Source organism: uncultured Novosphingobium sp. (assembly GCF_964277725.1).
Taxonomy (GTDB): Bacteria; Pseudomonadota; Alphaproteobacteria; order Sphingomonadales; family Sphingomonadaceae; genus Novosphingobium; species Novosphingobium fluoreni.
Genome location: NZ_CAXYKL010000079.1, coordinates 1 through 18,559 on the forward strand (window position 1 = coordinate 1; position 18,559 = coordinate 18,559).

The 18,559-nt window shown below is 64.0% G+C and carries 20 protein-coding genes and 1 tRNA gene; 11 read left to right on the plus strand and 10 right to left on the minus strand.

All coding sequences use genetic code 11. The features are described 5' to 3' along the window. From ACHWRX_RS04580 to ACHWRX_RS04590, 3 genes are all read left to right on the plus strand, one after another. A partial coding sequence (locus ACHWRX_RS04580; protein ID WP_394658259.1) for a hypothetical protein occupies positions 1–191 on the plus strand: 191 nt, incomplete at its 5' end. A 176-nt stretch (positions 192–367) separates the two neighbouring features. Further along, positions 368–1,624, plus strand: coding sequence for a PQQ-dependent sugar dehydrogenase (locus ACHWRX_RS04585; protein WP_394658260.1), 1,257 nt, complete (start codon positions 368–370; stop codon positions 1,622–1,624). A 158-nt stretch (positions 1,625–1,782) separates the two neighbouring features. Next, positions 1,783–1,859 (plus strand) — tRNA-Arg (locus ACHWRX_RS04590). A gap of 199 nt (positions 1,860–2,058) precedes the next feature. Here the strand turns inward: ACHWRX_RS04590 and ACHWRX_RS04595 are convergent. Both ACHWRX_RS04595 and ACHWRX_RS04600 read right to left on the minus strand, forming a co-directional pair. After that, positions 2,059–2,526, minus strand: coding sequence for a GreA/GreB family elongation factor (locus tag ACHWRX_RS04595; protein WP_058735945.1), 468 nt, complete (start codon positions 2,524–2,526; stop codon positions 2,059–2,061). Positions 2,527–2,641: 115 nt separating this feature from the next. Then, positions 2,642–3,679 carry an aldo/keto reductase gene (locus ACHWRX_RS04600; protein WP_394658261.1) on the minus strand — a complete coding sequence of 346 codons (1,038 nt, stop codon included), beginning with the start codon at positions 3,677–3,679 and terminating at the stop codon, positions 2,642–2,644. 382 nt (positions 3,680–4,061) lie between these two features. Here ACHWRX_RS04600 and rsgA point away from each other — a divergent pair, with 382 nt between their 5' ends. Together rsgA and ACHWRX_RS04610 are read left to right on the plus strand one after the other, a co-directional pair. Continuing rightward, positions 4,062–5,102: a ribosome small subunit-dependent GTPase A gene (rsgA, locus tag ACHWRX_RS04605; RefSeq protein ID WP_394658262.1), complete on the plus strand. Its 1,041-nt coding sequence runs from the start codon at positions 4,062–4,064 to the stop codon at positions 5,100–5,102. Next, entirely contained in the window at positions 5,103–5,258 is a 156-nt protein-coding gene (locus ACHWRX_RS04610; RefSeq protein ID WP_394658263.1) for a hypothetical protein, read from the plus strand. Here the strand turns inward: ACHWRX_RS04610 and ACHWRX_RS04615 are convergent. Then, entirely contained in the window at positions 5,255–6,664 is a 1,410-nt protein-coding gene (locus tag ACHWRX_RS04615; protein ID WP_394658277.1) for an ABC1 kinase family protein, read from the minus strand. The genes ACHWRX_RS04610 and ACHWRX_RS04615 overlap by 4 nt on opposite strands. 134 nt (positions 6,665–6,798) lie before the next feature. Here ACHWRX_RS04615 and ACHWRX_RS04620 point away from each other — a divergent pair, with 134 nt between their 5' ends. From ACHWRX_RS04620 to ACHWRX_RS04635, 4 genes are all read left to right on the plus strand, one after another. Continuing rightward, positions 6,799–7,074: a UvrB/UvrC motif-containing protein gene (locus ACHWRX_RS04620; protein WP_394658264.1), complete on the plus strand. Its 276-nt coding sequence runs from the start codon at positions 6,799–6,801 to the stop codon at positions 7,072–7,074. Between the two features lie 111 nt (positions 7,075–7,185). Next, complete coding sequence (locus ACHWRX_RS04625; protein WP_394658265.1) at positions 7,186–8,382, plus strand: hypothetical protein; 1,197 nt, start codon at positions 7,186–7,188, stop codon at positions 8,380–8,382. Positions 8,383–8,400: 18 nt separating this feature from the next. Then, the gene (locus ACHWRX_RS04630) at positions 8,401–9,753 is read left to right on the plus strand and encodes a lipopolysaccharide biosynthesis protein (protein ID WP_394658266.1); all 1,353 of its coding nucleotides are present in this window, start codon (positions 8,401–8,403) and stop codon (positions 9,751–9,753) included. Further along, positions 9,753–10,853 carry a glycosyltransferase family 4 protein gene (locus ACHWRX_RS04635; protein WP_394658267.1) on the plus strand — a complete coding sequence of 367 codons (1,101 nt, stop codon included), beginning with the start codon at positions 9,753–9,755 and terminating at the stop codon, positions 10,851–10,853. Before ACHWRX_RS04630 ends, ACHWRX_RS04635 begins: the two co-directional genes overlap by 1 nt. Here ACHWRX_RS04635 and ACHWRX_RS04640 read toward each other — a convergent pair. Then, positions 10,810–11,703, minus strand: coding sequence for a formyl transferase (locus ACHWRX_RS04640; RefSeq protein WP_394658268.1), 894 nt, complete (start codon positions 11,701–11,703; stop codon positions 10,810–10,812). The genes ACHWRX_RS04635 and ACHWRX_RS04640 overlap by 44 nt on opposite strands. A gap of 206 nt (positions 11,704–11,909) precedes the next feature. Here ACHWRX_RS04640 and ACHWRX_RS04645 point away from each other — a divergent pair, with 206 nt between their 5' ends. Then, positions 11,910–12,716, plus strand: a complete 807-nt coding sequence (locus ACHWRX_RS04645) for a hypothetical protein (protein ID WP_394658269.1) — start codon at positions 11,910–11,912, stop codon at positions 12,714–12,716. Positions 12,717–12,750: 34 nt separating this feature from the next. Continuing rightward, positions 12,751–13,131, plus strand: coding sequence for a hypothetical protein (locus ACHWRX_RS04650; RefSeq protein WP_394658270.1), 381 nt, complete (start codon positions 12,751–12,753; stop codon positions 13,129–13,131). Positions 13,132–13,145: 14 nt separating this feature from the next. On the opposite strand, the gene ACHWRX_RS04655 is transcribed toward ACHWRX_RS04650, so the two are convergent. From ACHWRX_RS04655 to hppD, 6 genes are all read right to left on the minus strand, one after another. After that, on the minus strand, positions 13,146–13,697 hold the full coding sequence (locus tag ACHWRX_RS04655; protein ID WP_394658271.1) for a DedA family protein: 552 nt from the start codon (positions 13,695–13,697) through the stop codon (positions 13,146–13,148). A gap of 118 nt (positions 13,698–13,815) precedes the next feature. Beyond that, the gene (locus tag ACHWRX_RS04660; protein ID WP_394658272.1) at positions 13,816–14,205 is read right to left on the minus strand and encodes a Rieske (2Fe-2S) protein; all 390 of its coding nucleotides are present in this window, start codon (positions 14,203–14,205) and stop codon (positions 13,816–13,818) included. Next, on the minus strand, positions 14,202–14,849 hold the full coding sequence (gene maiA / locus ACHWRX_RS04665; protein ID WP_394658273.1) for a maleylacetoacetate isomerase: 648 nt from the start codon (positions 14,847–14,849) through the stop codon (positions 14,202–14,204). The genes ACHWRX_RS04660 and maiA overlap by 4 nt, the downstream gene beginning before the upstream one ends. Next, positions 14,846–16,147 carry a fumarylacetoacetase gene (gene fahA, locus ACHWRX_RS04670; protein ID WP_394658274.1) on the minus strand — a complete coding sequence of 434 codons (1,302 nt, stop codon included), beginning with the start codon at positions 16,145–16,147 and terminating at the stop codon, positions 14,846–14,848. Before fahA ends, maiA begins: the two co-directional genes overlap by 4 nt. Further along, positions 16,144–17,451, minus strand: coding sequence for a homogentisate 1,2-dioxygenase (gene hmgA, locus ACHWRX_RS04675; protein WP_394658275.1), 1,308 nt, complete (start codon positions 17,449–17,451; stop codon positions 16,144–16,146). The genes fahA and hmgA overlap by 4 nt, the downstream gene beginning before the upstream one ends. Continuing rightward, positions 17,448–18,488, minus strand: coding sequence for a 4-hydroxyphenylpyruvate dioxygenase (gene hppD / locus ACHWRX_RS04680; protein ID WP_394658276.1), 1,041 nt, complete (start codon positions 18,486–18,488; stop codon positions 17,448–17,450). Before hppD ends, hmgA begins: the two co-directional genes overlap by 4 nt. Between the last annotated feature and the right edge of the window lie 71 nt (positions 18,489–18,559).

An 18,559-nucleotide genomic window follows, 5' to 3' on the forward strand; every position in this document is an offset into this window, starting at 1 on the left:
CCTACACTCAGTTCGACCTCAATGGCGGTTTTAAGGGCGACACCTGGCGGGTGAACCTCTTCGTTCAGAACCTGACGAACAAGCGTGGCTTTACCGGTGGCGGGTTCAACAACCAGACTACGTTCAATCCGCTCTGGTTTAACTACACCCAGCCGCGCACCCTGGGCGTCAATGTCGAAAAGACATTCTGATCGACTGACCCGCGCCTTTCCTAGTGTGAAAGCGGCAGGCGTCGACGGTGATCGATGCTTGTCGCTTTGACAGGAAGGGCAGGGGGATTTGCATTATCGCGATATCGACCATGGCGGCGGGGCGCGGACAAGCGCCGTATCTGCCCCCCGTCACGGTTCTGAATGGAAGGTTCATCATGCGTTTGATCACCCCTTTGCGGCATCTGATTTGCGCGGGGATCGCGCTGGGTACCGCGCTGCCGCTTCACGCTGACCCGCAAGAAGTCGGCCTGACGCCGGTCGCGGTCGGTCTGGGGCCCTTCACCTATGACACAGCAGAGCAGCATGGATTGCGTGTGGATGTCCTCGCGCGGGGGTTGGCGCATGGCTATGCGGTTGCCTTTCTGCCGAATGGCGACGCGTTGATCGTGGAACGCGGCCAACGTCTGCGATTGCTGCGTGGAGCCACGGGCGAGCGTCCCACGCTGGCACCCCAGCCGATCGCCGGCCTTCCAGATTTCAGCAAACAGCCTCATGTACTGCCCGATGACGTACTGGGCATACAGGACGTGGCGCTGGCGAATGACTTTGCCACCAGCGGGACCCTTTATTTCACGTACAATCGCCCGGTCGCCCTGGATGCGAAAGCAGGGCGGCTGTCGGTCGCCACCATCGTCGCGAAGGCGCGATTGCGCGACATGCGGCTGGTCGAGGTCAAGGACATCGTGGTTGGAGAAACCGTGATCGGAGCTGGGGGATCGCGCATCCTCGTCGCTCCCGACCAGACCCTGTATGTCAGTGTCGGCGCGCTCAGCACCGGGGACATCCAGTCCGCCCAGCGAACGGATAGCATCTACGGCAAGGTGCTGCACGTCACCGCCGATGGGAAGCCGGCGCCGGGCAACCCGTTTGTAGCGACCAAGGGCGCTCGGCCCGAAATCTACAGCTACGGGCATCGTGATCCGCTGGGCATCGCCTTTGACGCGAAAAGCAACGTCCTGGCCTCTGAGCATGGACCGATGGGAGGCGATGAACTTAATCGCATCCAGTCGGGGCGCAACTACGGCTGGCCGCTCTTCACGTATGGCACGGAGTATGGGGGATCGCCGCTTCCCAGGACGCCGGTCGGCCCCGGCACCGAGCCGCCCCTGATGATCTGGATGCCCGCGATCGCGCCGGCCGGGATCACCGTCTACAGCGGGGACAAGTTCCCGGCATGGAAAGGCAATGTCTTCATCGCCAGCGCCCGGCGCGGTGAGATCAACGGTACCGGCTCGCTGGTCCGCGTGGTGCTGGACGACAAGCTGCAGGAACTGCGGCAGGAAATGTTGCTTGGGGATCTGCATCAGCGCTTCAAGGATGTGCGGCAAGGACCCGACGGCTTGCTCTATGCCTTGACCGACGAGGATGAGAGCGTGCTGCTGCGGATCAGCCCGGCGAAGCCTTCGAAGTAGGACCGGGTTCGCCGCCCCGCCGTGAGTGACGCGTGATCGTTTCTGCGGGCCGGGCGGACGAAAAACCCGGAATGCGTCCCAATGGCAAAAAAACTTCAACAGGCATCGTTTCTCGGCTTGCCAACATATCGAACCGCTTCTATTGGCAGCCCTCCAACGCGCCCGTAGCTCAGCTGGATAGAGCATCAGACTACGAATCTGAGGGTCGGACGTTCGAATCGTTCCGGGCGCACCACAAACCCCCGTCAGGTCTAAAGACCCGGCGGGGGTTTCTGTTTGTGGCGGTAATGCCTTTGGTAAACGCCATATGAGGCGCGATGCCAGTCCTGATCATTGGCGCCCAGCGTCGGGCGACTTCCGCAGTGTGGCCGGCGGTTGATCTGACGACGGCGCATTCCGCCAGACTACATCAGCTGGTGAAACCTGCCGCAGCCTCAAGCTTCCAGAGGCGCGATCTCCAGTATCTCTATAAGAGCGCCACTGTCGCCAAACGGAACCTCCTCGCCGACGCCCGCATCCATGATCGCACGGCAAAGAGGAGCGGAAAACGCGAGCAGACCTTTCTTGGGATCGGCTTCGTCGTCGCCGACGATCGCGATCGTCCGCTGCTTTCCGTTCATCCTGATCGTGACCCGGCAACCGAAAGCGACGTGCGAGCAGTCGGGCATGTCCATCAGTTGTGCCGTGGCCAACCGGGTCCGCCAATACCGCAGCGTTCGCCGCGTTGCCGTGAGTGCCGTCTCGTCAGTGAGGGTCGGCAGCATCGCTTCCAACTCTGCGACCTTCGATCCGATCAGTGCCAGCCCGCGTGGCGTGACGAGATTGGGGCCGGGCGGAAGCGGCAGCTCGAACGTGGGTTCGAGATGCTCGTCATCCCCTTCGCGCCGAAACGCGACGCTCATCGCTTGTGCTCCGTCATACCCCATGGCCTGCCACACCCACAGGCGTCCGCCAAGCCGCGCGGCGTAAAGCTCGCGATCGCAGACCAACTTCGTGGCGATGCGATGGTGGCTCCGCCTATCGCCGTTGCGCCAACAGATCGCGCTGCAGTTGCCCCTGGCGTTCGAACATCCAGCCGGGGTATTCCTGCGGGATCGCGCTCACTTTATCGAGCGCAGCCAGTTCATCACTGGTGAGGTCGATTTCGGTCGCGGCCAAGTTGTCCGTCAACTGGTCGGGACGTTTTGCGCCAACGATCACGCTTGTCACCGATCGCTGGTGCAGTAGCCAGGCCAGCGCGATACGCGCTACCGATACGCCATGGGCCTCTGCAATGGGCCGCAGGGCCGCGATGACGCAATCGCCACGGCTCGGTTCGACGGGCGGGAACGCGAAAGCTGCGCGGCGACCTTCGCCGGGTTCTTTCGCGCTGTACTTACCCGAGAGGAAGCCACCGGCGAGCGGGCTCCACACCATCAATCCCACTTCTTCCGACATCAGCATCGGCGTGATCTCACGTTCCAGTTCGCGGCCGACAAGTGTGTAGTAGGCCTGCAGCGACGCCAGGCGGTGGAGGCCTAGCCGTTCCGCGATTCCAAGCGCCTTGGTGATCTGCCATGCTGCCCAGTTCGAAACGCCGATATAGCGGACATGGCCATGCTGAACGAGCGTATCGAGCGCCCGCAGCGTTTCCTCGATCGGGGTCACCGGATCGAAACCGTGAATCTGGTAAAGATCCACATGGTCAAGCTGGAGCCGCTTCAGGCTCGCCTTGCAGGCATCGATCAGATGATAGCGCGAGGCGCCACGGGCGTTCGGGCCTTGACCCGTTGCACCGAAACCTTTGGTGGCGACAATGATCTCATCACGCTTCAGGCCCAGGTTGCGAATGGCTTGACCGGTGATCTCTTCCGACGTCCCATCCGCATAGACGTCGGCTGTGTCGATGAAGTTGACCCCGCCTTCGACCGCGGTGCGAACGAGCGTATCGGCATCATCCTGGCCAAGCTGGCCGATCTTCCCCCACATGCCGGCGCTGCTACCACCAAACGTCATCGTGCCCAGACAAATCTCGGAAACGAACAGGCCGGTGCGGCCGAGGTTATTGTAGCGCATGAGGGGAAATGGCCTTTTGGAAGGTGTTCAGTGAAGCAACGCTTCAACGGCCGCTCAGTTCAAACTTTTTCGTCGTCGCCCACTCCATAGCGGGGCCGCCGCCGCCCACGGAGACGGGAGCAGCGTGCGCTTGCCCGCTGGCCGTGCGCGACGGATTGGTCTAGGCGCAGGTTCCAAGACTTATCGCCCAGCAGCTGCCTAGATAGTACCTTTGGAAACGGAGCGACCGACATTCCACGCAAACCCAACTACGATTTCGAACGTCGTGAGCGCGAACGGCTCAAGGCCGAAGAGGCCGCGAAGAAGGCGTTAGCCAAGGCCAACAAGCGCGCGGAGCAGCAGGGAACGCTGGACCCGGATCAGTCAGGGGGCGCCTGAGCCCTTGGCGGAAAATCCCAATCCTGTCCTGGCGCAACTGGGCTGGAGGCCTTTCTTCAGCGAACAGGTCACCCCCGAGCAGCGCGGCTCTTGCCAGCCTGTCCGGGTGATGTCGGTCCATCGGGGACGCGTGACGGTTTCGGGCGAGGGGATCGAGGATTCGATCTCGTCCAAGCTGCCCCATGGCGACGGAGCGGAGAAACGGCCGACGGTTGGCGACTGGCTGCTGATCGACCGGGAAACGCGTGATCTCGTGCATATTCTGGACCGGGCGAGCCTGTTCAAGCGTCCGGCGCCCGGCGATCAGCGCCGCGTGCAATTGATTGCCGCCAATGTCGATACGCTGTTCATCGTGACGTCCTGCGATCAGGACTTCAACGTCGCGCGATTGGAGCGCTATCTGGTGCTTGCAGGTGAGGTGGGTGTACGCGCCGTTGTGGTCCTGACGAAAGCCGACTTGTCTTCCGATGCCGATACCTTGGTAGAGGCTGCGCGCGCGCTCCAGGCGGATCTGCAGGTGGAACTGGTCAACGGGCGCGATCCGAGCAGTGCCAACAAGCTTGCGCGGTTCTGTGGGTTTGGTCAGACCGTGGCTTTGGTGGGGTCGTCCGGTGTCGGCAAATCGACCCTGGTCAACACGCTTACGGGATCGACCAATATCGAGACCCAGCCCGTACGAGAAGACGACGGGAAGGGCCGGCATACGACCACAGTCCGCCAGATGCATCGTCTCGCGCCCGGTCTGGATGGAGGCGGGTGGCTGGTAGACACGCCAGGCATGCGCGAACTTCAGATGTCCGAGGTCGCCGCTGGCGTGACGGAAGTTTTCGACGACGTGGCGGCCATAACGCTGGATTGCAAGTTTTCGAACTGCACGCATGCGGACGAGCCGGAATGCGCCATACGCGCCGCCATGGCGGACGGTCAGCTCGACCCCGCCCGCGTGGACCGCTGGCGCAAGTTGGCGGAAGAGGATGCGGTGAACAGCGGCGCTGCGGCATTGCGTCGCTCACGCGCCGATAAAGGCCGCGACAGGAGACGATGATTGGCTGATCTATATCTACGCGCGCTGGAATCCGAACGCCGGCAATTGTGGGCCGAATGTCGGATGAAGGGCCTTGCCAAAGACACGCCGCAGCGTCTCCGAATCAGCGAGCTGGACAAGCTGCTGGCGGAACACAAGGCAAAATCATCCCGCTAAACCAGAGAGGCGGGCGGACGAGGCGCGGTCTCTGATCGATCGTCCTGGTTATCGCCGAGAGCGTGCTGGGGGTGTCTGCTTTCAGATGTGATCGCAGCCGCTGCTAGTTCGCGGATCTGCACGCGAGCTTTCAGCCGGGCCGCCAGCAGCGCCGTGCCGCTGACCTTGCGCTGGACGAACAGGGTGTCCACCGGCGGTACGTGCCAGGCGGCGCGATCGGCCAGCATCGCTTCAGCCTCCTGACGCACGACCGGTACGAAAGCGCGGTCTCCAAAATCGAACGGCCCCTCCCGGTTCATGGCGGCATCGATCGCGCGGATGATGCGATCGATCGCTGGACGATGCGCGGTGGTGGCTCCCGGGCCGATAAAACCCGTCTCCAGCGCAGTCTCGCGGACCTCATCCAGATCGCGCGCCAAACCAGCTTCGATCAAGCGCCGGTAGGCGTCCGAGGTCTGGGCTGAAACCGGGCGGGCGGCGCCGAAATCCAGCAAGACCAGCGTCTTCGTATCCGACTGCCAGCGGTAATTCGCGAAGTTGGGGTCAGTCTGCATCACACCGAAGGTAAAAAGCTCGCGCAAGACCAGTTCGATCAGCGCGGTCATCGCTGCGTCGCGATCGGCCTGTGACGCGGTGGCGAGGTTCTCGATCGGAGCGCCTGCCACGAAGCCCATCGCCAGCACGCGAGAAGTAGTGAGCGCTCCCTCCAATTCAGGCACGACGTAGCGCGCGTCTCCGCTGAGCAGATCGCCAAAGCGCTGCAACTCGCGGCCCTCGCGCAGATAGTCCGTCTCCTCCGCCAACTGCCGCTTGGCTTCGGTGAGCAGTGGAGCGAGGTCGATGGTGGCAGGCAGCAAGTTGGAGATACGCAGCAAGGTCGCCACGTTGTCGACATCGGCGTCGATGCTGTCGGCCACGCCTGGGTACTGCACCTTTACCGCCAGCACGCGGCCATCGGGCAAAGTAGCGCGGTGGACCTGACCGATCGAGGCGGCCGCGATCGGCGTCGCCTCGAAATGGCGGAAGCGACGTCGCCAGTCAGCGCCCCACTCCTGCTTCAGCATACGATCGAGCTGAGTGGGGGGCATCCGCTGCGCTTGGTCTCTCAGCCGGGCGAGGATGGTCGACAGCTCCGCCGGCAGAACATCCCCGGCGTCCATCGAAATCATCTGCCCCAGCCTCATGGCCGCGCCGCGCAAGTGGGCGAGCCGGTCGGCCAGGCGGGCCGCATTGCCGGGCGTCAGGATAAGGTCGTTGAGGCGGGGGCGCTCCCCCTGGGCCAGCCGTCGCGCGCCTTCGGCGAGCATGCCACCCGCCACGCCGCCGGCGAGCCGCCCGAATGTGCTGAGCCTTGATAGGCGTCCGCGCGGAACCGCACGTGAGCCACTTTTGCGATCTTCCGTCATCCCGCCATAGCCTTCACGGGGCAGGTCGGTTCCACGGCGTGCCGCCATTGCCCTCAGGGGTATGGTGAAGCCTGCTTTTCCAACGGCGTTGCACCCGCTCGATCCGAAGACCCCGGTGGGGCGTTATAGTTGCCATGACCGATACGATCGAGGAACTGCACAAGAAGATGGAGGCGGCGGCTGCCGCCCTCGACTTTGAAGAAGCCAGACGATTGCGCGATATGATCAGCCTCATGCGGGGCGGGGCAACCGCCGAAGAGGCGGCAATCGCGGACCTTTCGGGCCTGACGCGGCAACAGCCGGGTGCGATGGGACTGGGTACGAGCCAGGAACGCCTTGCGCCTCCTTCCGGATGGACCCCGCCCACCAAACCCGACTTGATGACGAAAGGACGGGGCAAGCGGCGGTAGTATTTCGCCGGTAGCGACGGAGCGTACGGGTGCGCTGGCCGCTCCCGCGCTTCTGTAACATTCTTTGTCTAACGCGATGCGGGTTTTGTGCGGCCGTGGAGTCGATGAACGATGCGCATCGGATTCCTATTCAACCACGATCAGATTCACCAGGTGGCGCACAGCTTGCCGATCGCGCTTGCCATGGCGGAGACTGATTGTTCGGATGAGATCATCGTCGCCACGACCAACGCCCGCCTCGCGGCAGAAGTGCGCCGGATTGCCGGTGAGGCGATCGGGCAGGGCATAGAGCATGTCGAGCTTTCGCCATCGAAGCTGACCCGCCGCGTCGACGGCGTGCTGGGGCGGGTCGTGCCTGCATCCAAGCTGCTTATCTATCGTGACAATCTGCCGTTCTTCCGCAGCCTGGATGTGCTGGTCGTGGCGGAAAAGACTTCGCTGGTGCTGAAGGATCGCTATGGCCTGCATGACCTGGCGATCGTCCATACCCGTCATGGCGCGGGCGACAGGGCGATCGGTTTCGATCCCGCCAGCGCCCGGTTCGACCATGTTCTGTGTTCAGGTGCCAAGGTCCGCGCGCGGCTTATCGAGGAGGCACGGGTCCCGGCAGATAACATCAGCGTGGTCGGTTATCCCAAGTTCGATCTGGTGCGAGACGCACCCACCCATCGCTTTCTGCCGACGGTGGAAAAGGCGGTGTTCTACAGCCCCCACGTCTCCCCACACCTGTCTTCCTGGTACAAACACGGTCATGCGGTGTTCGATACCTTCGTGGGCGATCCCTATTACGGCCTGCTGTTCGCGCCGCATGTCATGCTGTTCGAACGGCCCTTCGTCGTCACGATCGACAAGCTGACGCTGGACCGTGCAGGCGATATCCCGATGCGATTCCTTCGCGGAGACAATATCAAGATCGACCTTGGCAGCCGCGCCGCGACCGACATGACTTATACTCTGTCCGCCGATATCTACCTCGGCGATGCCAGCAGCCAGGTCTACGAGTTTTTGCTGAGGCCACGGCCCTGCATCTTTCTCAACAGCCATCGTTATGCCTGGAAGGGCGATCCCAACTTCCGGCATTGGACTTTGGGCGAAGTGATTGAGCGGCCCGAAGAATTGCCGGATGCACTTAAACGCTGTGATGATTTGCACGAGCGGATATATAGCGCGACCCAGCAAGAACTTTTCGCCGAGAGCTTTGACATCACCAACACGCCTTCGTCTGTTCGCGCCGCAGAGGCCATCACGCGATTTGCCGACGGACGCCGTACGCGGCCTCGTCACCTCAAGCTGGTGCCGGCCGCCTAAGCGGCTGGTTCAAGGATCGTGGGTACGTCCGCCGTGCTGAGTGCCACCGCTCCGGCAGATGCGTCGTCCCGTCAAAAGGTGCGCGGCAATGTGCGGCGTATTTTCTCCGGATTAGGTCTTGTCCTGGGCGGCAAGGCTGGCGCCGGGCTGATCAGCCTGGCTTACCTTTTCCTCGCCACGCGCTTTCTGGGACCGGAAGAATACGGTGTCCTCGTCCTTGTTCACGCCTACGTCACCACCGTATGCGGCGTGATCGAGTTTCCGGCTTGGCAGGCGATCGTGCGCTATGGCGCCGAGGCGGCGGCAGGTGATGACCGGCACCGGCTGGGCCGCTTGTTGCGCTTTGGCGCGGTGCTGGAACTTTCGGCGGGCCTCTTGGCGATCGCCTCGGCCTTCGTGCTGGTGCCCTATGTCGGGCCGCACCTGGGCTGGCCGCCAAAGGCGATGGCCTTTGCGCCGTTCTATGCGCTGGCCGTGCTGGGCTCCGTGCGCTCGACGCCGGCGGGCTATCTGCAATTGCTGGGCCGTTTCGATCTGCTGGGGGTGCATAATCTGGTGCAACCGGTGGTGCGGCTGGGCGGCTGCCTGTTGGTGATCGCCATGGGCTGGGGGCTGAAATCGTTCCTTGTCGTATGGATGCTTGCGGCCGTGCTGGAATTCGCCGTGATGTGGGCGATGGGCCTGTGGCTGGCCGCGCGCGAGCTGGGGCCGGCGCTGCGCCGTCCGGATGCGGGTCGAGTAACGCAGGAGAACGCCGGCGTCTGGCGCTTCATGCTGGCGACGAATGCGGACGTGACCCTGAGTGAGTTTGCGGGCCGCGCCGCGCCGCTGATCGTCGGCTGGGTGCTGGGCCCTGCGGCTGCGGGCTTGCTTGCGGTGGCCCAGCGCGCGACGGTGATCATCGCGCAACCGGCACAGATTTTGGGCAACACTGCCTACGCGGAATTGGCCCACATCGTCGCGGCGGGGCAGGGCGGTCGGCCCTTGCGGCGCACGCTGATGCGGGTCGTGTCGATCGCGCTTTTGGCCACCGTTCCGGTCGTGCTGGTGGTGCTGGCGTTCCCCGCGTTCATCGTCCATTTGCTGGCAGGCTCGCGCTTCGATGCCGCCGCTGCGCCGATGGTCCTGCTGGTGTTGGCCCGCGCCGTCGCCCTAGTCGCCCCTGCCTGCAGTTCGGCGCTCGCGGCGCTGGGGCAGCCATCGCGGTCCGTGATGGCAAACCTCTTCGCCAGCCTGGTGTTTCTGGGCGCACTGCCGCTGCTGCTGGAGCGCTACGGGCTGATGGGGGCGGCTTATCAGGCGCTTGGCCAGGCGATCCTGGCCAGCGGCCTGCTAGTGATGTTGGTCTGGCGATCCAGCCTGCGGCACTGATGCGCCCCCGGATCGCCTACCTCATCAACTCGGTCGAGGGCGGGGGCGCGGCCTTGCCCGTGCCCGCGATAGCAAGCGTATTGCGCGCTTGCGGAGCGCAAGTGCGGGTCTTCGCCCTGACCCGCCGTGATGGTCGCGCGCTTCCGGCGATGGCGCAAGCCGGGCTCGATCCCTTGGTGCGAGACGGCGAGGAGACGGACCACCTGGCCGCCTATCACTGGATCAAGCACGAGGTGCAGGCATGGGGCGCAACCCACTTATGGACATCGCTGAGCCGGGCAACGATCCTGGGGCTTCTGGCGGGTCCGGGCATGCATCTGCCGGTGATCGCCTGGCAGCATGCCGCATTCCTGAAGCCTTGGAACCGTCGTCTCCTGCGTCTGCTCCAAGCCAGAGCGAGCCTGTGGGTGGCGGACTCCGAGTGCGTGGCCGAACTCACGCGTGATAGGCTGAAAGTGCCCGCCGATCGTTTGGAGTTGTGGCCGATCTTCGCCGCAGATCCGTCCATGCCGACTGCGCGAAGCTGGCAGTCCGGCGAAACCCTGCGGATCGGCAGCCTCGGGCGCTTGCATCCGGTGAAAGGCTACGATGTCCTGGTCGCTGCTATTGCCGAGCTGGCTCGCAACGGCTTTCGGGCGCCGGTCTCCTTCGAAGTGACGATTGCGGGCGAGGGCACCGAGCGGGCACGTCTGGAAGCCGAGATCGCCGCACACGCCTTGCCGATGCGCTTGCCAGGCTATGTCGAGAACCCGCGCGATTACCTGGCGGCCCAGCACCTATACGTGCAGCCATCCCGATCCGAGGGGTTTTGCATCGCCGCGCATGAGGCGATGAGCGCCCGGCTGCCGGTGATCGCTTCAAGGGTGGGCGAGCTGGGCTTCACCATCGTCCCGGGCCAGACCGGATGGGTGCGACCGCCGGGAGATGTCGGCGCATTCGCGCAAGCCCTGCGCATGGCGTTGAGCGACCCTGACAAGCTGGCGGCGATGGGTCAGGCCTCGCGCGCGCTCGTGCTGGAACGCTTCTCGCAAGACCGGTTCGAGGCGGCGGGTCAGGCTATCTGGAAACGCGTCGCAGCGCTCGGCCCAGTTCGATCCTGAGGCCCGCCAGCGATCGGTCGATTGTCTTGACGTCGATCAGCGTCAGTGGCCCGCACACTGAAAAAGTGTGCATCCCCTCACAGTTGTTGGGCGCGGTGGCGGGATAGGGCAAAGGATCGCCCGCGGTCGCCGAGAAATGGCCCTCGTCCAGTGTGTCGATCCATAACGGCCGGGTCGCCCCTCCGTAGGTTCGCGTGCAATCCTGCACCGGCAGCACGATGCGCCCGTCTATGATGATGGGCGTTCCGCCGGGCCGGGCAGACTGACGATCGCGCCGAACGGGATTACCGGGATGGGGCGTCCAAGGCCCCGTCAGCGTGTCGGCCCAGGCCACATGAAGCTCTGCCACCTTGCTTTCGCGGCTGTGCGCCGATGCATAGAGTAGCCACCAGCGCCCGCCATGGCTCAGGATCGATGCGTCTACCGGCACGCAGTCCAGCGCGATGGTGCATTCCGCCCGCCAGTCTTCCATATCGCCATGAGCGCGATAGAGCGTCAACGTGCCGGACCGATGCGCTTCTGGCAGCATCCAGGTTGCGCCTTCTCCTTCGAACACGAAAGGGTAGGACAAGTGCCAAGGCTCGGCCAGCGCCACCGAGCGATTTACAAGATTGAACTGCGCATCCAGGACGAGCCGCTCGATCCGGCCGTGGCGGGTGCGGTAGTCGTACTGTTCGACAAAGAGGTGAAGATCGGGCCCCCTCATCATCCCGAAGGGGTCGGCTAGAAACGTGAACGCCGGCTCCTCGTCCAACCAATGCACCTGCGCGTTGGCGCTGCCGCTCACGATCAGTTGCGAAGTCGGGGTCCGCACGATGCCACAGCGCCAGATGTCCTTACGCCGTGGCATTTGGCCGCTTTCCGAAGCGAGGGTGGTGTCGGCAAATCATGGTGATCATGGGGTCCGCGGCGGCATGGAGCGGGACAATGGCGGAGACATCCGCCACATTCAACGTCGGTCCGCAGATCGAGCCATCGCTGAATACCATTGACAGTATAGTGTCACGGATCAGTCTTAGGTACCGACTTTCCTGACCTTTGGGATCGATGGTGCCAATGCCGCTCCTCCTTGCACTTGCGCTGGCTGCGCTACCCGTCGGCGCTGGCGGTGGCTCGGCCGAAACCTTGCGGCGGTTGCCCGCGCCGGAAGCCAAGCAGGGCGTGGCTGTGGGGCCTCGCGATGTCTATGCGATCGCCAACTACCGGATCGCGCGGTACGACAAGCGCTCGGGCGAGAAACGCGCCGCTTGGGAGGGGGATCCACAGCGCTATCCGCACATCAACAGCTGTATCGTGGAGGCGCGTGAGCTGGTTTGCGCGGCGTCCAACTTTCCCCAGGTGCCGCAGGCTAGTTCGGTAGAGATTTTCGATGCCGCCACGCTGGCGCACAAGCGCTCGGTGTCTCTGGGGATGGGAAGCGGCTCGCTGACTTTTATCGATTGGCATCAGGGCGCATGGTGGGCGATGTTCGCCAACTACGATGGTCGCGGAGGAGAGCCGGGACGCGATCATCGTTACACGCAGCTGGTCCGCTTCGATGCCGAGTGGCGGCGGACGCAAAGTTGGGCGCTGCCGCGTTCCATCTTGGACAGGATCGCGCCGATGAGCATTTCCGGCGGCGGCTGGGGCCCGGACGGGCGGCTGTACCTTAGCGGACATGACTTGCCTGAGCTTTACGCGGTCGGCCTGCCCAACGGCGGCGCGACGCTGGATCATCTGGCCACGTATGCGATGGCGGCGGAGGGGCAGGCGATCGATTGGGACGAAACCAGCACGGGCCACTTCTGGGGCATCAGCCGCAAGGGTGGCGAGATGATCGAGATGAAGCTGGCTCTCGCCAAGGCGCCAAACCGCCCGGACTGATGACATAGCCGTTGCCTTGCACGATAGGGCGGCAATGGCACGACGCGTTGTTACCGGGTGGAAATTGGACCTTGCCGATCGCGCTCGCCTGCTCGATCTCATTCCGCCACTGTTCCCCGACATCGTCGCCGATCATGTGACGTTGCGTTCGGGCACGGATGGAGACACGCCGCTACCCTGCGAGACGACCGGCGAAATCGTCGGCGTCGTCGACGATGGCTTGGGGATTCAGGCCCTGGTGGTGCGCATCGGTGGCGCCACGGCGCGCGCTGATGGCTCGATCTTTCACATCACGTGGTCGCTTGATCAGGTCAAGGGCAGGCGAGCGGTGGAGAGCAATCAGGTCCTGGCGGACAAGGCTTGGATTCCGCTGGCCCAGCCTACCGCGATCCGGCTGATCCCCGCCCGGTTCTGAGCGTTGCGGCAGGGTCAGGCCAAGGGCGCGGGTTGCTCGATCTGGCTGTCCGTCTCGTCAGCCAACGACCGCCGCCGATTGTAGAGCAGGATCGCCCCAACCGCGACCACCACGAGCGCTATCGCCAGGATCGGGGCCAGCGAGTGAAGCCGGCCAAAGGCGCGCTCGATGGCGTTGCCGAAGCAATAGCCCAGCGTCACGAAGACAAAGCCCCACACCACGGCGGCGACGGCATTGATTGCCAGGAACTTCATGCCGGAAAGGCGGGTGGTGCCGATGGCGATTGGGCTCACCGTGCGCAGGCCGTAGAGAAAGCGAAACGCGAAAACGAATAGCGTCGGGTGCTTATTGAATGCGGCCATGGCCTTGGTGAACGTGGGCCGTTGCTGCATCCGACGCACGAAGGGTCTCTCGCGAAAGCTCCGGCCGAGCAGGAAGAATAGCTGATCGGCCACGAACGATCCGGCAGCCGCAACCATGGCGGCGGGGAAGAAGGGCAGAAGGCCGCGGTGGACCATAATGCCGCCCAATACCGCCACCGTCTCACCCTCGACACCGGCGCCCACGAACAGGCCGAGGAGCCCGTATGTCTGGATGATGTGATCGAGTGAAATGGTCCGGCCCTTTCGCGTGGATCCCCCTAGATCAGGCTAAACCCCACGGCGCGGCGGCTGTTCCGGTCCGCTATTCACCCCGCTGCGGCGAAGCCCCGGCGGTGACGATCCAACCCTCCTGGACCGCCACGGGCCAAGCTGTCAGCGACTGGCCGACGCAAGGGCCGCCCACGCACTTCCCATCCGCAGGACGGAACAAGGCACCGTGCCAGCTGCACTGGATGTGAGTGCCATCGGGCGTCATGTACTCGTCCAGCGTCTGTGCCAGCGGTAGGCCGGCATGCGGGCAGCGATCGACATAACCTGCAACCTCTTCCGCGCCGAGGCGCACGACGAAGCCGTGGAAGCGGCCACTGCGCATCTGCAGGACGAAATTGCGGGCCGCGCCGGGGACGATCATGTCCGCCGGGCAGAGCCGCACACCGGCTGGTGTCGCGAATACCCGCGTCCCGTCAGTCATGCCGCATCCGCGTCTGGCTGGCGATCAGGGTGGGCCGCTTTGACGGCATCCAGTGCCTCTGCGGCCGAACCTGCGGCAACGAGGCCGGGATAGGCCGACAAATCAACGCCAAAGCGGCGGGCGCTGTAAAGCTGCGGCACCAGGCAGCAGTCCGCCAGAGTGGGCGTATCGCCGTGGCAGTACCGGCCGCCGTGCTGTGCCGTCAGGGCCTCCAGCGGAGCGAAGCCTTCGTGAATCCAACGGGCGATCCAGCTCTTCACTTGTTCGTCGCTGGCATGAAAATCGCTGCGCAGGGCCTGCAGCACCCGCAGGTTGTTGAGCGGGTGGATATCGCACATGATCAACGCCGCCATCGCCCGGACCATTGCGGCGTCATCCGGGTCCTCGGGCACCAGCCGGGGTGCGGGCCAGCGGGCATCGATCCACTCGATGATGGCGGGGCTTTCGAGGTAGACCTTGTCGCCATCCGCCAGGGCCGGAACCAGCCCATGCGGAGCCAGCGCAAGATAGCCTTGCGAGCGCTGAGCTCCGACCCGCAAGTCATGCGTCACTTGCGTGTAGCGAAGGCCCTTGAGGTTCAGGGCGATGCGGACCCGATAGGCTGCGGATGACCGCCAGTAGCCATGCAGGACAAGCTCGCTCATCGTGCGGGCAGCACCTGCGCGCGGCATTCGCCCAGGCCGATAGAAACCGCCCCCGGCGCGGTGGCGCGCGCTTGCAGAATGATCTCGTCGCCGTCCTCCACGAAGGAGCGGGTCTCGCCATTGGGCAGGGTAATCGGTTCCTTGCCGCCCGTGGTCAGCTCCAGCAAGCTGCCGAAACCCTCGCGCGTCGGCGCGGAAATTGTGCCGGTTCCCAGCAAATCGCCCGCCGTCAGGTTGCAGCCGTTCGAGGCGTGGTGGGTGACGATCTGGTTCACCGTCCAGTACATGTTGGTGGCAGGTCCGGTGCTGAGGCGGAAGGGAGCTTCGCCCGCGTCTCGCATACGTTGCGTCAACAAATGCGCTTCCAAAGTTATCGAAAGCGCGCCGTGCGCCTGATCGTCCTCACTGCTCAGATAGGGCAGGGGAGCGGGATCGCCTTCCGGCCTCGGTGGCTGCGCGGTGCGGAAGGGGGCCATGGCGTGGCTAGTGATCACCCAGGGGGAAATCGTGGACTGGAAGTTCTTCGCCAGAAACGGACCCAGGGGTTGGTACTCCCAAGCCTGAAAATCACGCGCCGACCAATCGTTGAGGAGGCAGAAACCGGCGATATGTTGCGCAGCGTCCGCGATGGCGACAGGATCGCCCAAGGCATTGCCGTTGCCGATCCACACGCCCAGCTCCAGTTCGTAGTCGAGGCGGGCGGTCGGGCCGAACAGCGGGGTGTCAGCCTCCGGCGGTTTGCGCTGGCCCACCGGGCGGCGGACAGGCACGCCCGATGGCCGGATCGACGATGCGCGGCCATGGTAGCCGATCGGCACGTACTTGTAGTTGGGCAGCAGCGGATTGTCGGGGCGGAACTGTTTGCCGACATTGTTGGCGTGATGGATGCCGACGTAGAAGTCCGTATAATCGCCGATCCGGGCGGGCAAGTGCAGGGTGCAGTTGCCGGCATGATGCAGCAAAGGCTCCACAGCGGCACGGTGCGCCTCGTCCGATAGAATGGCGCTGAGATGGTAGCGCAAGGCGCGCTGTTCCTCCTGCGAGAGGGCCAGCAGGGCGTTCAGCGTGGTCTCGTGAGCCACCGCAGCAGCGGCTGCCCCCAATGTGCCGGTCTGGGCCAGCGCGCGCAGGTCAAGGATCATGTCGCCGATGGCAACGCCGATGCGAGGCGCGCCGCCCTTAACGGAGAAAACGCCGAAGGGCAGGTTCTGGATCGGAAAGTCGTGATGCCCGTTTGCGCTGGCGACCCAACTGGATCGAGCCGGATCATGCGTTTCGTCGGTCGTCCACCAAGTCATGCGGCATCCTCTCCGGTGGGCAGTCGTGCCTTGGCGAACTCTTGCCAGCAGGCGTCGTAGTCATCTTGCAGCAGCGGCGTTTCCATGGCCCAGGGAGTGGGCGCAATCGGGTAACGGCTCTCGAACATGAAGGCCATGGTGCCCTCGATCTTGTGCGGCGCCAGCGTGGCGGACGTGGCCGCGGCATGGCTGGCGACATCGGGGCCGTGCGCCGACATGCAATTGTGTAGGCTTGCTCCGCCGGGCGCGAACCCGCCGGCCTTGGCATCGTAGGCGCCCTCGATCAGGCCCATGAATTCGCTCATCACATTGCGATGGAACCAGGGCGGACGGAAGGTATCCTCCGCCACCATCCAGCGCGGCGGAAAGATCACGAAATCGATGTTGGCGGTGCCCGGCGTGTCGCTAGGGCTGGTAAGGACGGTGAAGATCGAGGGATCGGGATGGTCGAAGCTGACCGTGTTGATCGCGTTGAAGTGCCGCAGATCATAGCGATAAGGCGCGACGTTGCCGTGCCACGCCACCACATCGAACGGGCTGTGAGCGATGGTGCTGGCCCACAGTGATCCGCCAAACTTCTGAACCAGTTGATGCGGCTCTTCGATATCCTGATACGACGCGGCCGGCGCTTCGAAGTCGCGCGGGTTGGCCAGTCCGTTCGATCCGATCGGGCCGAGGTCCGGCAGGCGGAACAGCGCGCCATGGTTTTCGCACACGTAGCCGCGCGCTTCGCCGTCCGGCAGGGAAACGCTGAAGCGAACGCCGCGCGGGATCAGCGCCACATGCAAAGGCGGCACCTCCAACACGCCCATCTCGGTGGTGATCCGTAAGCGGCCCTGCTGCGGCACGATCAGCATCTCGCCGTCGGCCGAGAAGAACGCACGCCTCTCCATCGAGCGGTTGGCCGCGTAAAGATAGATCGTGCAGCCTGTGCCCGCCGCGCTATCGCCGTTGGTGGCATAGGCGGTGAGACCGTCTATGAAATCCACAGGATCGGTGGGCAGCGTCAGAGGGTTCCAGCGCAGGCGATTGGGGGACGGGGCAGGGCTGTGGACCTTGTCCGTCGCCAGCAGGGGGTTGCCCGCGTAAGGCGCATACGGGCGATGCTCCGCGCTCGGTCGCATCCGGTAAAGCCAGCTACGGTGGTTCTCCGCCCGTGGCGCGGTGAACGCGGTCGCGGAAAGCTGCTCGGCATAGAGGCCGTAAGGCACCTGCTGGGGCGAGTTACGCCCCACCGGCAGCGCACCGGGCACCGCCTCGGTAGCGTGATGGTTGCCAAAGCCGCAGAGCATCGCCGTACTCATGCGTCGACGGAAATCACGCCGCGCCGGATCTGGTCCAGCTCGATGCTTTCGAAAAGGGCCTGGAAGTTGCCGTTGCCGAACCCCTCGTTCCCCTTGCGCTGGATGATCTCGAAAAAGATCGGTCCGAACAACGGCTCGGTGAAGATCTGCAGCAGAATGCCTTCTTCATTCTCCACGCTGCCATCGATCAGGATACGATTGCGACGCAGCCGTTCAAGATCCTCGCCATGGCCGGGCACGCGCTTGTCCACCAGTTCGTAATACGTCTCGATGGTATCCTGCAGCCGCACGCCCCGCGCGCGCAGCCTTTCCACCGTGGCGTAGATGTCGCTGGTCGTCAGGGCGAGGTGTTGAATGCCCTCACCGTTGTACTCGCGGATGAATTCCTCGATCTGGCTCTTGTCGTCCTGGCTCTCGTTCAGCGGGATGCGGATGGCGCGATCGGGGGCGATCATCGCCTGGCTGAACAGGCCGGTCGCCTGGCCCTTGATGTCGAAGTACTTCTGCTCCTCGAAATTGAAGAGCGTGCGGTAGAATTCGCTCCATACCCGCATCTGGCCGCGCCGCACGTTGTGGGTCAGGTGGTCGAGCAGATCGAGGCCGACGCTGTTTTCGGCTTCCGCTTCGCGCCATCCCGGGAACTCGGCCCAATCGGCATAGAGGTCGACACCGTCCTGGATGAAATAGAGGTACGAGCCGCCTATCCCTTGGATCACGGTATCATCCTCGTCGGTGCGCCGCGCGCCGTGGTCCAGCGCCCAGGCCATCGCCGCCGCGGGATCTTCCACGCGAAACGCCATCGCGCTGGCCGAGGGGCCATGCTCGCCCCGGAACGCAGCCACGCGCCCGGCATCGTCACGGTTCAGCATCAGGTTGATGCGGCCCTGCTTGTAGCGCGTGATGTTTTTGTGCGGGTGACGATGCGTGGGCACGAAGCCCAACTGCTGGAAGTGAGCGGCCATCGCCTGCGGATCAGGCGAGGTGAACTCGACGAACTCGAAGCCGTTAAGGCCCAGCGGATTGGTCTGGTCGGACATGGGCGGTTCCTCTCGATATTCTAGATAAGGCGTGGCTGGCGCGATGAAAGCGAGCGGCGCATCTCAGGCCC